The sequence below is a fragment of the Streptomyces roseicoloratus genome (genome assembly GCF_004117935.1).
Classification (GTDB): Bacteria; Actinomycetota; Actinomycetes; order Streptomycetales; family Streptomycetaceae; genus Streptomyces; species Streptomyces roseicoloratus.
Genome location: NZ_SDOY01000153.1, coordinates 35,621 through 50,165, shown reverse-complemented (window position 1 = coordinate 50,165; position 14,545 = coordinate 35,621). Strand labels below are relative to the sequence as shown.

Below are 14,545 nucleotides of genomic sequence, written 5' to 3'. Positions count from 1 at the left end.
TGTGCCTGTGCGTGTGCCTGTACCTGTGTCGGTGTCTATTCCTGTGCCTGTGGCCGTGCCGGTGTCCGTCTCGGTGTGGCTTCCTCCCGTCGGTCGTCGTCGAGACCGAGGGCGAGGGCCTCGGCGAGGTGCAGGGCCCGCCGGCCACCGGCGCCCTGCTCGATCTGGGTGCGGCAGCTGAAGCCGTCGGCGAGGACGAGGCTGTCGGGGGACACGGAGCGGACCGCGGGCAGGACGCCCTGTTCGGCGACGGCCATGGACACGGCGTAGTGCTCGCGTTCGAAGCCGAAGTTGCCCGCGAGGCCGCAGCAGCCCTCGTCCAGGACCTGGGCGTCGAGGCCGGCCCGGCGCATGAGTTCGCGGTCGGCGTCGAACTTCGTGATGGCGTGCTGGTGGCAGTGGGTCTGCACGAGCGCCGGCCGGGCGACGTGGGGCGGGCGCCATCCGTCGGGCGCGTGCCTCGCGAGCTGTTCGGCGAAGGTGCGGACCTGCCCCGCGAGGCGTTTGACGTCCTGGTCGGCCGCCATCAGCTCCACCGCGTCCGCGCGGAGCACCGCGGTGCAGGAGGGTTCGAGTCCGACGACGGGCGTTCCCGCCGCCAGGTACGGCCGCAGGACGCGCAGGGTGTGCCGCAGCACCTTCTTCGCGGTGCCCAGCTGTCCGGTGGAGATCCAGGTCAGTCCGCAGCACACGGGCGCGGACGGGACGGCGACGGTGAATCCGGCGTCCTCCAGGACGCGGACGGCCGCGATGGCGATGGACGGGTGGAAGTGGGTGGTGAAGGTGTCCGGCCACAGGACCACGGTTCCCGGGTCGGCCGGGTCGGGCGCGGCGGCCTGGCCGGACGGAGTCGGTGTGCCCGCCGCCTCTCGTCGCCGCCACCACTCGGTGAACGACTCGCGGGCGAAGAGAGGGGTCTGCCGTTCCGGTGCGACGCCGGCGGCGCGTTTGGCCAGGGCGGCGAGTCCGGGGGCCCTGAGCAGGGCGTTGACCGTCGTGGGCGAGACGCGGGCGAGGCGGGCCCACAGCGGCAGCCAGCCCAGCGAGTAGTGCGCCGCGGGGCGCAGCCGGCGCCGGTAGTGGTGGGCGAGGAACTCCGCCTTGTACGTGGCCATGTCGACGCCGACCGGGCAGTCCGACCTGCAGCCCTTGCAGGCGAGGCACAGGTCGAGGGCGTCCTTCACCGCGGTGGACCGCCAGCCGTCGGGGATCGCCGTGTCCTCGTGGCCGCCGAGCATCTCGAACAGCAGCCGGGCCCGGCCGCGGGTCGAGTGCTCCTCCTCCCGGGTGGCGCGGTAGGACGGGCACATCACTCCCCCGCTGTGGCTCCGGCAGTTGCCGACGCCGACGCAGCGCGTCACCGCGCGGTGGAACGAGTGCTCGTCCTCCGGGTAGTCGAAGTGGGTGGCGGGCGTCGCGGGCCGCCATGCCGGGCCCAGGCGCAGCTGCCCGTCGACGGGGTTGGGGTCGACGATCTTGCCGGGGTTCATCCGGTCGTCCGGGTCGAACAGCCGCTTCAGTTCGCCGAAGGCGGCGACCAGTCGCTCGCCGAACATCCGGGTGAGCAGCTCGCCCCGGGCCTGTCCGTCGCCGTGTTCGCCGGAGAGGGATCCTCCGTAGGAGGCCACCAGGTCGGCGGCCCGTTCGACGAAGCGGCGGAACCGCGCGACGCCGTCGGCGGTCTCGAGCTCGAAGGGAATGCGGGTGTGGACGCAGCCCTGGCCGAAGTGCCCGTAGAGGGAAGGCCGGTCGTAGTCGAACTCCTCGAAGAGTCGCTTGAGGTCGCGCAGGTAGTCGCCCAGTCGCTCGGGGGGTACGGCGGAGTCCTCCCAGCCTTCCCAGGTGTCCCGGTCGTCCGGCGGCCGCGCGGTGACGCCGAGCCCGGCCTCCCGTGCGTTGAGCATCTCCTGCTCGCGCTCGGGGTCGTCGGAGAAGGCGACGTCCGCGTCGTGCTCGCCGCGGCCGAGGGTGCGCAGCAGCTGCCCGGCCTGCCTGTCGACGCCTTCCTGGCTGTCTCCGCTGAACTGGACCATCAGCCAGCTGTCGCCGGCGGGAAGGACGCGGAGGGAGGCGAGGTGGGTGCCCTCCTCGCGCATCAGCTGCGCCATCCGGCCGTCGAGTGCCTCCAGCCGGCCGGGCGAGCAGTGCTCCAGGATGCGGGGCACGTCGTCGGCGGCGGCGCAGATGTCGTCGTATCCGAGGACGAGCAGCGCGTGGTGCGGCGGTACGGGGACGAGATCCAGCTCCGCCCGCAGCACGGTGACCAGGGTGCCCTCGCTCCCGACGAGCGCCCTGGCGACGTCGAAGCCGTTCTCGGGGAGCAGGGCGTCCAGGTTGTAGCCGGAGACGCGGCGCGGGATCTTCGGAAAGCCGCGGCGGATGTCGGCCAGGTAGGCGCCCACCAGGCGCTCCAGGCCGGCGTAGAGTTCGGCCTTCCGCCCGCCTTCGGCGGCGATCCCGGCGCGCTCGGCCCTGGTCGTCGGGCCCACCCACGTCCGCAGGCCGTCGTACGTCAGGATCTCCAGGCGGCGCACGTGGTCGACGGTCTTGCCGTAGGCCTGCGCCGACGCGCCGCAGGAGTTGTTGCCGATCATGCCGCCGAGGGCGCAGTGGCTGTGCGTGGAGGGCTTGGGGCCGAACTGCAGCCAGTGGCCGGCGAGTCGCGCGTCGAGTTCGTCGAGCACGATGCCGGGCTCGACGACGCAGGTCCGGGCGTCGGGATCGACCGAGATCAGGGCGTCGCAGTGCTTCGTCCAGTCGATCACCACCGCGGCGTTGGTCGTCTGGCCGGCCAGGCTTGTGCCGCCGCCGCGCGAGAGGACGGGTGCCCCGTAGCGGGCACAGACCTCGACCGTTCGCGCTCCGGCGTCCACCGAGCGCGGGACGACCACGCCGAGGGGCACCTGGCGGTAGTTCGAGCCGTCGGTGGCGTACGCGCCCCTGCTTCCCGCGTCGAACCGTACTTCTCCGTCCACGTCCCGGCGCAACGCGTCCGCGAGGCCTGCCGTGTCCACGGACGGGGCCCCGAAGGGCCTGCCCGGCGACGCCGTGCCCGCCATCGACGAATCCCGCCTTTCCCGGTTCGGCCGTGCGGCAGATCGGCGGATCTGCCGGGCGACCGCCTGGTCGCCGCGACCTCCCTGCACGTCGGCTACCCCGGTTCGCGGCGGGCATGGGTGCGTACCCGAGCGGGCGGTCGAGGACGCGGGGGCGGGGCGAAGGCGGGTTTCAGGACGGGCGGAAGGCCTCTGGGGCGGCCTCGCAGGTCACGGAGCCCGGGCATGCCGCGCCGGGAGGACGCCCGAGCGGGACGCCGTTCGCGCGCAGCACCGCGCGGAGTTCCAGGATCGGCGCGAAGACCTCGTGGTTGCGGTCTTCCCCCTGCTCGTCCCAGGCCTTCTGCTCCGCCTCGACCGCGAGGCGGTCCTCCGCGAAGACGCGCTCGGTGAAGTGCCGGACGAACGGCCAGGCCAGGAGGAGGGCGGCGGGGATCTTCGGCTTCTCGATCATGAGGAGTCCGTAGACGTGGCTCCTGCGCTGCTGCGCGTCCTCGGGGACGTAGGCGACCCAGAGCCGGAAGGCCGGGTGGTCGGCGTTCTCCGGGACCAGGTCGAGAGTCTGGTACGGGTACCCGGTGCGGATGGTCATGACGTCGCTGGACGTGGCGCCGCCGATTCCCTCGTGGGCCAGCAGTCCGGCGCTGCGATCGCGTTTCCCGCCCGTGTGGCTGAACAGGTACCGGGCCTCCACCGAGCGTTCGTCGCTCCGGAACCGCAGGAGTTCGGGATGCAGCCTGCCGACGACTCCGCGGTGCAGGAACTGGTGGTTCATGTCCAGCAGGTTCTCGTGGAGGAACGAGTAGTGGCAGTGGACGGTGCGGGAGTAGGTCATGGTCCGGTAGCGCGGGGAGCCGAAGGCGGGCAGCTCGGGGAACGGCGCCGCCGCCGCCTTCTCGGGGTCGCCCGGGAAGACGAAGACCAGTCCGTACGCCTCGCGGACGGGGTACGCGCGCACTCCGCGCGGCGGGCGGCCGTCGCCCTTGGCGAGGTAGGGGATCTGGGAGATGCGGCCGTCGCCGCGGTAGGCCCAGGCGTGGTAGCAGCAGCGGAGGACCTCGCCCTCGACGACGCCCAGGCTCAGCGGCACCTGACGGTGGGCGCAGCGGTCCTCCAGTGCGTGGACGGCTCCGCTCTCCCCCCGGTAGAGCGCGATGCGCTCGCCCGCGAACGCGGTCGCGAACGCCTTGCGCCGGCGGACGCTGCGGGAGAGGGCGACCGGGTACCAGTGATCGGGATGTGCTCCGATGCGCCGGAGATCCGTCTGGGCCGGCTCCGTGGCGGCCTGGGCCGGCTCCGTGGCGGCCTGCTCCCGGAGTCGAGCGGTTCCCGTTCCGTCGCTGTCGGTCACGGCGCGTTCCCCCTACGAGGTTGGGACGGAACACCCATCCTCGCCATGGTGCCGGGTCCCCGCCCGTCGGAGGGTCCGAATGGGGTGGGTCGCGGTGTCGCGCCGTCCGGTTACGGGCCGGGTTCCGGGTCGCCTCCGGTGGTGAGGTCCTTCGGCGGGGGCCAGCCGCGCACGATGAAGACGTACTGCGCGCCGGTCGCGCGCAGGAGGCGGGCGACGGGGCGGCTGAGCGCGGTCAGCACGAGGGTCTTTCCGGCCTTGTGCGCGAGCCGGTTCAGGTCCCCGAGGACGTGCACGCCCTGGCTGTCGCAGAAGGTGACGGCGGACAGGTCGATGTCGAGGCCGCGGATGCTGCCCTCCAGCGCCGCGGTGAGGTCCCGGCGCAGGCCGTCGGCGTTCTCCATGTCGATTTCGCCGCGCACACGGGCCACCACCCGCTGCGGCCCCGGTTCGACGACCACGGAGACGACGGAGGGGCGCAGGGTGCCGTTGACGTGCTCCACCACTGCGGGGAGCGGGCGGTCGAAGTCGGGGGGCATGGCCTTGCTCCCTTCGGACGCCGGAACGCGAAGGAGGGGGCGGGTCGCCGGTGGTTCAGCCGTGGGGGTCGCGTTCACCGTGATCACCGTCCGGGTGGCCGGCCGCGTCGGCGGGCGGGTCGAGGGCGGCCAGCAGGTGGAGGAGGTCGGCCACCTCGTGACGGCCCTCGGCCGGATGGCGGAAGAGGGTTCCGGGCGTGACCTCGTAGTGGTTGCGGCGGCCGTGGCGCACCCGCGTGAGGTATCCCGCGCTCTCCAGGTCCGTGACGATCGCCTGGGCCGCCCGTTCCGTGATCTGACAGCCTCCGGCGAGGTCGCGGAGCCGGATCTCCGGATCCCGCAGGATCATGGCGAGGATCCGGGCGTGGTTCGTGACGAACGTCCAGTTGCTCCGCGGTTCCGCCGACGACTCCATGTCCGAATTATACGAATTGCGATACCGGTTTCACCAGACCGGAATCCGTAATTCCGAAATGCGCTTCGGACGGCGGCCGCTGCGCGCCGAACCCTGCTCCGCGCGCTCAGATGCCGTGCTGGACCACTCCGCGTGTGGAGAAGGTGACCGGGTCGCGGCTGGTGAAGTCGCCCGGCGGGATGCCGGGGTGGTGCCCTTCGGCGGACGCCGCGGGTTCCGCTCCGGGGCCGAGGGTCAGACGGGAGACGATGCGGTAGCGGTCGCCGCGGTAGAGGGAGTGGACGTACTCCACCGGCCGGTCGCGGGTGTCCATGGTGAGCCGTTCGAAGAGCAGCGCAGGGGAGAACTCCGGGACGTCGAGCAGGTCCGCCTCGGCGCGGGTGACGACGGTGGGTTCGATGGACTGCACCGCTTCGCCGACCTGGATGCCGTGCCGGTCGCGCAGATGCTCGTACAGGTCGCCCTGCTCCAGGTCCTCACCGGTCAGGTCCGGCACCAGGTCGGCCCGGATGTGCAGGTGCTCGATGGCCATGGGAGAGCCGTCGACCAGTCGGAGCCGGGCGGCGTAACGGATCTCCGCCGTCGGCGAGACCCGCAGCCTGCGCCCGACGCGCGCGCCCGCCGGAAGCGTACGGAGCTCCAGGAGCCTGCTGGTCCACACGCCACCCGCCGGCGGCAGACTGAAGGCGCTCCGGTCCGAGACCAGTTCCTGGGTGATCTTCTCCTCCGCCACGAACATGCCGCGGCCGTGCTCGCGGACCAGCAGTCCGGCGACGACCAGTTCGTCCACCGCCGCCCGCAGGGTCGGGCGGGAGACCCCGAGTCGTGCGCACAGCACCCGCTCGGAGGGGATGGCGTCACCGGGGCGCCGCGCCTCGACCAGTTCGAGGATCGCCTTGCGGACGCGTTCGCGCTTGAGCATCGCCCCGGAGGCGGCGGTGTCGATCTCCACTGGGTGCCCTCGTTCACGGGACGATGACTGGTCATCGCCACTGGTCTGCTGGTCAGGTCAGTCTAGACGGCGGACATCGCCGCGATCCAGCCTTCGAGTCGTAGCGGTTCGTCAAATCCCTTCGGAACCAGGAGGGTTGACGGCGACATTGGTCCATGCCACCTTCGTCTCGCGCCAACTGGTAAACCTCATGCGGTCAACTGGTCAAGCAGGGGTGCCGTGTGTTCCCGCCGTTCCTCCGTGCTTCCCGCCGAACTCGCACGGACCCGCCTCGACGCGCCGGGCGTTCCTCACGCCGTGCCGCCCACGAGCGAACCGTCCGCGCCGCCCCGCCCCGCTCCTCCCGCGCCGAGCGGGAGTCACCGAAAGGAACAAGGATGACCACTCGTTCCGCCCGCGGCCGATCACGTGCCGTCCGGTCCCGTGCGGCCTTCGCCCTGGTCGCGCTCATGGGAAGCGCCGCCCTGGCGACCCTGCCCGTCACGACGGCCTCCGCGAGCGCCGACGCGGTGGCCTGCAGTACCGCACCAGCGCCTCCGGAGCCACGGCCGACCAGAGCGAGCCCTGGTTCACGGTGCGCAACACCGGGACCGGCACGATCCCGCTCAGCCAGGTGAAGGTCCGCTACTACTTCAAGGCCGACTCCCCCACCGCCACCTACCGCTTCGCCTGCTCCTGGGCCGTGCGCGGGTGCGCGGCGATCACCGGCACGTTCGGGACCCTGGCCCATCCCACCGCCACGGCCGACCGCTATCTGGAGATCGGCTTCACGCCGGGCGCGGGATCGCTGGCGCCGGGAGCGGACACCGGCGACATGCAGTTGCGCTTCCACCGGACGAACTGGCAGACGCTGCGGCAGAGCGACGACTACTCCTTCGGCGCGACGCAGACCGCTTACGCCGACTGGTCCAGGGTCACGGCCCAGGTCGGCGGCACCACCGTCTGGGGAACCGCGCCCGACGGCAACGGCCCGACGGATCCCACCGACCCGACCGATCCCACGGACCCGACCGACCCGCCCGGCGGCCAGGCCCTCTTCGACGACTTCAGCTACGCGTCGCACACCGACCCGGCCCTCTCGGCCCACGGCTGGAGCGTCCGCTCGAACTCCGGCGGCCCCGGTGTGCCCGGAGCGACGTGGGACCCGTCCAAGGTCACCTTCGTCGACCAGTCCGGGAACACGGTGATGAACCTGGAGACGTCCACCGGCGGCACCGGCGCGTCCACCCGGCACACCGAAGTCCTCACCCAGGCCATGAAGTTCAGGAACGGCACCTACGCCGCCCGCGTGAAGTTCTCCGACGCCCCCAGGAGCGGGCCCGACGGCGACCGGATCGTGCAGACCTTCTTCACGATCAACGACCTCAAGGCGCCGATGGCCGACGACTACGCCGAGTACGACTTCGAGTACCTGCCCAACGGCGGCTGGGGCGAGCCGGCCGGCATCCTCTACACGACCTCGTGGGAGACGTACGACCCCGACCCGTGGCAGGCGGTCAACCAGCACAGCGAGAGCCGGCAGAGCTTCGCCGGCTGGCACGACCTGGTCGTGACCATCGACGACGACGCGATCACGTACTACGTCGACGGCCGGCTCTTCGGCACGCACGGCTCCGCCTTCCTGCCGGAGCGACCGATGTCGATCAACTTCAACCAGTGGCTCATCGACCTCGACGGCCAGACCTCGACCACGCCCCGCGCGTACGACCAGCAGGTCGACTACGTCCTGCACGTCAAGGACCAGGTCCTCACGCCGGCCCAGGTCGCGGCGAAGGTCGCGGCCTACCGGAACGCCGGCACGGCGTTCGTCGACGAGGTCCCGGCCGGCTGACCCCGCCGGGAGGGAACGCGCGGGACACGGTACGGCCTCCGCCCGGTCGCCGGTGGGGGCCGGGCCGTCCGCGCGGGCGGTGCGAAGGCCCGACAGTCGGGCCCGCCGCCGGTGCCGCCGCCGGCGACGGCACCCCTGCCACCCGCTCGGACATGACCGGCGGCCGCCGGATGAGGTACGACATGCTGCGTGAATGATCAGTCCATCGGCACGGCCACCGGCGCGACCATCCGCGTCTTCATCGCCCTCGCCCCGCCCGACCACGCCAAGGACGAGCTGGCGCGGCAGCTGCGGCCCGCCCTCGACACGTACCCGCTCCTGCGCTGGAACCGCATCGAGGACTGGCACATCACGCTGGCCTTCCTCGGCGAGCTGCCGGTCACGGCGGTGCCGCCGCTGCACGGCGCGCTGGCGGGCATCGCCGCGACCCGCCGGCCGCTGGAGCTGGCCCTGCGCGGGGCCGGTCACTTCGACGAACGGGTGCTGTGGAGCGGCATCGAGGGCGATCTCGAAGGACTGCGGCTGCTGACGTCCGAGGTGCGGGCCGCCGTCGAGGACTGCGGCATCCCGTACGTGGACCGGCCGCTGCGCCCGCACCTGACCCTGGCCCGGGCCCGGCGCGGCGACGCGTCCTCCGTGACGGCGCTCGCGGCGGACCTGGCGGACTTCTCCGGCCGCGGCTGGCCGACGGAACGGCTGCACCTGGTCGGCAGCAACTTCGGGCGCGGCCCGGGGCCGATCCGTTACCGGGACATCGAGTCCTGGCCCTTCCGGAAGCGCTGAACCGCCGGGCGCACGCACCCGCGCGATCCCCTCGCGGCCGCCCTGGAGGTGAGTCGCGTCTCATCACGCCGGGCTTGCTATGCAACAAGGTGCATAGCAAGATCGGAGGCATGGCACTCGACCACGCGATCCTCGTGTCCCTGCTCGAGAAGCCCGGATCCGGATACGAGCTGGCCCGGCGCTTCGAGCGGTCCATCGGGTACTTCTGGACCGCCACCCACCAGCAGATCTACCGCGTGCTCAAGCGGATGGAGGCCGAGGGCTGGGTCGACGTCCGCGACGTGCCGCAGTACGGGCGGCCGGACAAGAAGGAGTACTCCGTCGCCCCTGCCGGGCGGGAAGCGCTCTCCGCGTGGCTGGCCGCGCCGATCGAGCCCGAGAGCGTACGGCACGATCTCGCCGTGAAGATCCGGGGCGCCGCCTTCGACGACCCCGCCTCCCTCATCGGCGAGGTCGAACGGCACCGACAGGCCCACCGGGACCGCCTCGCCCACTACCTCGTCGGCGAGACGCGCGACTTCGGGCAACCGCCGGAGCCGGAGGCCGCCGGTCCGCTCGATGCCGAACGGGAGCTGCAGCACGTCGTGCTGCGCGGCGGCATCGCGTACGAGCGGATGATGATCGACTGGCTCGACGACGTCCTCGCCACCCTGGCCCGGTTCGAGCCGGGAACGGATCCGGACACCGGGCCCGCCGGCTGAGCCCCGGGCGCCGGGCCGGTCGGCCGCGCGCCCGCGCCGGGCCCGGCCGCCTGACCCCGGGGCGGGCCCGAGCCGGGCACGAGCGCGAGCGTGAGCACGAGTCCAGGGTCCGGGCCCCCGGTCCGGCACCCGGGGCCAGGCCCCGCCGAAGCCCTGACCGGCGCTGGGCCCGGCGCCTGGCCCGGCGCCGGGTCGAGAACCCACCGCACCACCCCCACCCCCACCTCCAGCACCACCACACCCCTCATCCCGATCCGGAAAGGCGGACGTCATGGCCGACCCGCTGCTGTTCAACCCGCACACCTACGACCCGGCGCACTTCGACCCGGAGACGCGCCGCCTGCTGCGTGCCACCGTCGACTGGTTCGAGGCGCGCGGGAAGCGCCGGATCATCGAGGACTACCGGACCCGGGCCTGGCTCGGCGACTTCCTCGCCTTCGCCGCCGAGGAGGGTCTCTTCGCGACCTTCCTCACGCCCGCCTCCGCCGCCGGCGAGACCGAGGGTGACAAGCGCTGGGACACCGCCCGTATCGCCGCGCTCAACGAGATCCTCGGCTTCTACGGCCTGGACTACTGGTACGCCTGGCAGGTGACCATCCTCGGTCTCGGTCCGGTCTGGCAGAGCGACAACGCGGCCGCCCGTGCCCGTGCCGCCGAACTGCTCGGGCAGGGCGAGGTGTTCGCCTTCGGCCTCTCGGAGAAGACCCACGGCGCCGACATCTACTCCACCGACATGCTCCTGGAGCCCGACGGCGAGGGCGGCTTCCGGGCTACGGGCTCGAAGTACTACATCGGCAACGGCAACGCGGCCGGTCTCGTCTCCGTCTTCGGCCGCCGGACGGACGTCGAAGGCCCCGACGGCTACGTCTTCTTCGCCGCCGACAGCCGGCACCCGGACTACCACCTCGTCAAGAACGTCGTGGACTCCTCGAAGTTCGTCAGCGAGTTCCGTCTCGAGGGCTACCCCGTCTCCGCCGAGGACGTCCTGCACACCGGCCGCGCCGCCTTCGACGCCGCGCTCAACACCGTGAACGTCGGCAAGTTCAACCTCTGCACCGCGTCGATCGGCATCTGCGAGCACGCGATGTACGAGGCCGTCACGCACGCGCACAACCGCATCCTGTACGGCCGGCCGGTCACCGCCTTCCCGCACGTGCGGCGCGAGCTGACCGACGCGTACGTCCGGCTCGTCGGCATGAAGGCCTTCAGCGACCGCGCCGTCGACTACTTCCGCACCGCTGGTCCCGACGACCGCCGCTACCTCCTCTTCAACCCGATGACGAAGATGAAGGTGACGACGGAGGGCGAGAAGGTCATCGACCTGATGTGGGACGTCATCGCCGCCAAGGGCTTCGAGAAGGACAACTACTTCGCCGAGGCGGCCGTGGAGATCCGCGGGCTGCCCAAGCTGGAGGGCACGGTCCACGTCAACCTGGCCCTGATCCTCAAGTTCATGCGCAACCACCTGCTCGACCCGGTCGCGTACGAGCCCGTCCCGACCCGTCTCGACGCGGCCGACGACGACTTCCTGTTCCGTCAGGGCCCGGCCCGGGGCCTCGGCTCGGTCCGCTTCCACGACTGGCGCCCGACCTTCGACGCGTACGGCCACCTGGCGAACGTGACGCGCTTCCGGGAGCAGGCGGACGCGCTCTGCGACTTCGTGCTCAAGGCCGCGCCGGACGAGGAGCAGAGCCGCGACCTCGATCTGCTCCTCGCCGTGGGCCAACTCTTCGCGCTCGTCGTGCACGGCCAGCTGGTCCTGGAGCAGGCCGCGCTCACCGGCCTCGACGAGGACGTCCTCGACGAGCTCTTCGCCGTCCTCGTGCGCGACTTCTCGGCCTATGCCGTCGAGCTGCACGGCAAGGACTCGGCCAATGAGCAGCAGCAGCTCTGGGCCCTCGGCGCCGTCCGCCGCCCCGTCGTCGACGAGGCGCGCTCTGCCAGGGTGTGGCAGCGCGTCGAGGCCCTCTCGGGCGCGTACGAGATGAACCCCTGACCCGCCCGGGACCGGCCGCCGCCGAGCGGGCGGTCGGTCCCGGCGACCGGGCCCGGCGGCGTGACGCGGCTCCGCCCGGTCGTGCCGCCGTCCGCGCCGGCGCATAGGGTCGTCGCATGGAACGCGGCGATGTCACACGGGGCGACGGCACATGGGTGGGACTGTCGCTGGACGTGCGGGACCGCCGCCTGCCGGGGCTGTGCGTGTTCAGTGCCGGATCGCGACTGCTTCTCGCCCAGCAGTCGCGGCCGGTGCTGCTCGCCGTCGTGGACGAGCAGCACCACGGCGTGGACTTCTGGCGGACGGAGGAGTACCGCTCCTTCGTCCCGCCGCCGCGCGCCGACATGGCGCGCGCCCTGGCCGGCGACCCGCAGCGGTGGGCTCATCGCTTCGCGCGCCGTCTCGCCGACTCACCGGGCAGCCCGTTGCACGAGGGGCGCTGGCTTCTCTCGTGCGAGAACACGTTCCGGCGGTGGCGTGATCCCGCCGAGTCTCCCGGCGAGCACTGGAGTTCGATGCTGGTCGAGGGGCATCCGGACGGCTTCATCGACTGGTTCGTCCATGCCGGATCGTGGGAGGTCCTTCCGCTGCGGCCCCTGCCCGACGCCCGGGACGGCCGGGTCAAGGCGTATCGCAAGCAGGCGCGTGAAGGAACGCTTCCGCCGGTCCTGCTGTGGTGGGTCAGCGGCCTGGACTGTCATCTGATCCTGGACGGCCACGCGCGGCTCGCCGCGGCGATCGCGGAATCCGTCGAGCCGCCGCTGCTGCACGTGCACCGCTTGTTGCCACGCGACGAGCTGGCAGCGCGCACGAGCGAGGCCGTGACCCTCTACGAAGGCGAGCTGGCGCGCTTCGCGGAGCTGCGCGCCGTCCACGGTCCCACCGTGCCGGACGGCGCGGCCACGGCGGGCCCCCGGCTCGTCCGGCGCCTCCACGACCTGGACACCGTGCCGCGGTCGACCTGGTCCTGGCCCCTGCCGGGCGGGGAGGACGCGTGGCGCCGGATCGCTCGCGAGGCGACGGCCGGCCGGCGGTGGCCCGACGCCTGAGCGCCGTGGTTCTCCCTCCCGGACACACCCCGGTTCATGCCGTCGCCGCGGCCGGCCGGCGCACCGTCGTGGCCTCCGTGAGCCCCTGAGGACGGACGGCCGGGGCGCCTGGGAGCCATAGCGGCCGAAATCAGCCCTGGCTGGGGTGAACTGGTGACTACGCACTGGTAACTTACGCGAGTTGATCAAGGTCGACGGCTGCGTTCAGCGAGCCGCCGACCCGCGCCACCCCCCGACCGAGGAACCACATTGGCACGCACCATCCGCACGACGGCCCTTCCTCTCGCCCTCTCCGCCCTCCTGCTGTCCGCCGCCCCGGCGGCCGCCGACGCCGCCCCCACCCCGCACCTGGACGCGGTGGAGCAGACCCTGCGTCAGGTCTCCCCGGGACTCGAGGGCTCCGTCTGGGAGCGCACGTCCGGGAACCGCCTCGGCGCGTCCGCCCCCGGCGGCTCGGACTGGCTGCTCCAGACGCCCGGTTGCTGGGGCGACCCCACCTGCGCCGACCGGCCCGGCTCCCGGCGCCTGCTGGAGAAGGTGCGCGAGGACATCGCGAACGCCCGGCAGAGCGTGGACATATCCACGCTGGCTCCCTTCCCCGACGGCGGCTTCCAGGACGCCATCGTGTCCGGCCTCCGGGAGGCGACGCAGAAGGGCAACCGGCTCCAGGTCCGCATCCTCGTCGGCGCCGCGCCGGTCTACCACGCCAACGTGATTCCGTCGTCCTACCGCGACGAGCTGGTGAAGAAGCTCGGCCCTGCCGCCGCGGGCGTCACCCTCAACGTGGCCTCGATGACGACCTCGAAGACGGGGTTCTCCTGGAACCACTCCAAGCTGGTCGTGGTGGACGGGAAGTCGGTGATCACCGGCGGCATCAACAGCTGGAAGAACGACTACCTCGACACCACGCACCCGGTGAACGACGTCGACCTCGCGCTGTCCGGTCCGGCGGCGGGCTCCGCCGGCCGCTACCTCGACACGCTGTGGGACTGGACCTGCCGGAACAAGAACAGCTGGACCTCCGTCTGGTTCGCCTCGTCCAACGGTGCCGGATGCATGCCCACGCTGCCCCGGACCGCCGTCCCGGCCGCGGACGGTGACATCCCCGCCCTGGCGGTGGGCGGCCTCGGCGTCGGCATCCGGCGCAACGACCCGGCCTCGTTGTTCAAGCCCGTCCTGCCGACGGCCTCCGACACCAAGTGCGGCTTCGGTGTCCACGACTACACCAACGCCGACCGCGACTACGACACGGTCAACCCGGAGGAGAGCGCCCTGCGGGCCCTGGTCGCGAGCGCGACCGAGCACATCGAGATCTCGCAGCAGGACCTGCACGCGACCTGCCCGCCGCTGCCCCGTTACGACGTCCGGCTCTACGACGCGCTCGCCGCGAAGCTCGCCGCCGGCGTGAAGGTGCGCATCGTCGTCAGCGACCCCGCCAACCGGGGCGCCCTCGGCAGCGACGGCTACTCGCAGATCACGTCCCTGTCCGAGGTGAGCGACGCGCTGCGCGGCCGCCTCAGGGCCCTGACCGGTGACGAGCCGAAGGCGAAGGCCGCGATGTGCGGGAACCTCCAGCTGGCGACCTTCCGCGCCTCGGACAAGCCGACGTGGGCGGACGGCAAGCCCTACGCCCAGCACCACAAGCTGGTCTCGGTGGACGGGTCCGCCTTCTACATCGGCTCGAAGAACCTGTACCCGTCCTGGCTGCAGGACTTCGGGTACGTGATCGAGAGCCCCGCCGCCGCCCGGCAGCTGGCTGACGGACTGCTCGCTCCGCAGTGGACGTACTCGCAGGCCACCGCGACGTACGACTACGCGCGCGGCATCTGCCAGGGCTGACGCCCACCGCGCGCACCCGGCCTGCGGACGCCC

At 72.2% G+C, this 14,545-nt stretch carries 10 protein-coding genes and 1 pseudogene; 6 read left to right on the top strand and 5 right to left on the bottom strand.

All coding sequences use genetic code 11. The features are described 5' to 3' along the window. Positions 1-35 precede the first annotated feature (35 nt). From ESG85_RS26620 to ESG85_RS26600, 5 genes are all read right to left on the bottom strand, one after another. Positions 36-3,059, bottom strand: a complete 3,024-nt coding sequence (locus tag ESG85_RS26620) for an FAD-binding and (Fe-S)-binding domain-containing protein (protein WP_128983532.1) — start codon at positions 3,057-3,059, stop codon at positions 36-38. A 169-nt stretch (positions 3,060-3,228) separates the two neighbouring features. Next, positions 3,229-4,305, bottom strand: coding sequence for an aromatic ring-hydroxylating oxygenase subunit alpha (locus ESG85_RS26615; RefSeq protein WP_246095301.1), 1,077 nt, complete (start codon positions 4,303-4,305; stop codon positions 3,229-3,231). Positions 4,306-4,517: 212 nt separating this feature from the next. Beyond that, positions 4,518-4,946, bottom strand: coding sequence for an STAS domain-containing protein (locus ESG85_RS26610; protein ID WP_128983528.1), 429 nt, complete (start codon positions 4,944-4,946; stop codon positions 4,518-4,520). A 55-nt stretch (positions 4,947-5,001) separates the two neighbouring features. Further along, a complete protein-coding gene (locus ESG85_RS26605) occupies positions 5,002-5,361 on the bottom strand; it encodes a helix-turn-helix transcriptional regulator (RefSeq protein WP_128983526.1) in 360 nt (119 codons plus the stop codon). 106 nt (positions 5,362-5,467) lie between these two features. Then, entirely contained in the window at positions 5,468-6,313 is an 846-nt protein-coding gene (locus ESG85_RS26600) for a GntR family transcriptional regulator (protein WP_128983524.1), read from the bottom strand. Positions 6,314-6,690: 377 nt separating this feature from the next. On the opposite strand from ESG85_RS26600, the pseudogene ESG85_RS26595 reads away from it, so the two are divergent. The 6 genes and pseudogenes from ESG85_RS26595 to ESG85_RS36710 all read left to right on the top strand — a co-directional run bounded on the left by ESG85_RS26595 (position 6,691) and on the right by ESG85_RS36710 (position 14,512). After that, positions 6,691-8,144 (top strand): annotated as a pseudogene (locus tag ESG85_RS26595) (cellulose binding domain-containing protein). A gap of 189 nt (positions 8,145-8,333) precedes the next feature. Then, positions 8,334-8,927: an RNA 2',3'-cyclic phosphodiesterase gene (thpR, locus tag ESG85_RS26590; protein ID WP_246095299.1), complete on the top strand. Its 594-nt coding sequence runs from the start codon at positions 8,334-8,336 to the stop codon at positions 8,925-8,927. Positions 8,928-9,037: 110 nt separating this feature from the next. Beyond that, positions 9,038-9,628: a PadR family transcriptional regulator gene (locus ESG85_RS26585; RefSeq protein ID WP_128983522.1), complete on the top strand. Its 591-nt coding sequence runs from the start codon at positions 9,038-9,040 to the stop codon at positions 9,626-9,628. 271 nt (positions 9,629-9,899) lie between these two features. Further along, complete coding sequence (locus tag ESG85_RS26580; RefSeq protein WP_128983520.1) at positions 9,900-11,624, top strand: acyl-CoA dehydrogenase family protein; 1,725 nt, start codon at positions 9,900-9,902, stop codon at positions 11,622-11,624. Positions 11,625-11,740: 116 nt separating this feature from the next. Beyond that, complete coding sequence (locus tag ESG85_RS26575) at positions 11,741-12,673, top strand: hypothetical protein (protein WP_128983517.1); 933 nt, start codon at positions 11,741-11,743, stop codon at positions 12,671-12,673. A gap of 249 nt (positions 12,674-12,922) precedes the next feature. After that, complete coding sequence (locus ESG85_RS36710; protein ID WP_128983515.1) at positions 12,923-14,512, top strand: phospholipase D-like domain-containing protein; 1,590 nt, start codon at positions 12,923-12,925, stop codon at positions 14,510-14,512. The last annotated feature ends 33 nt before the right edge of the window (positions 14,513-14,545 follow it).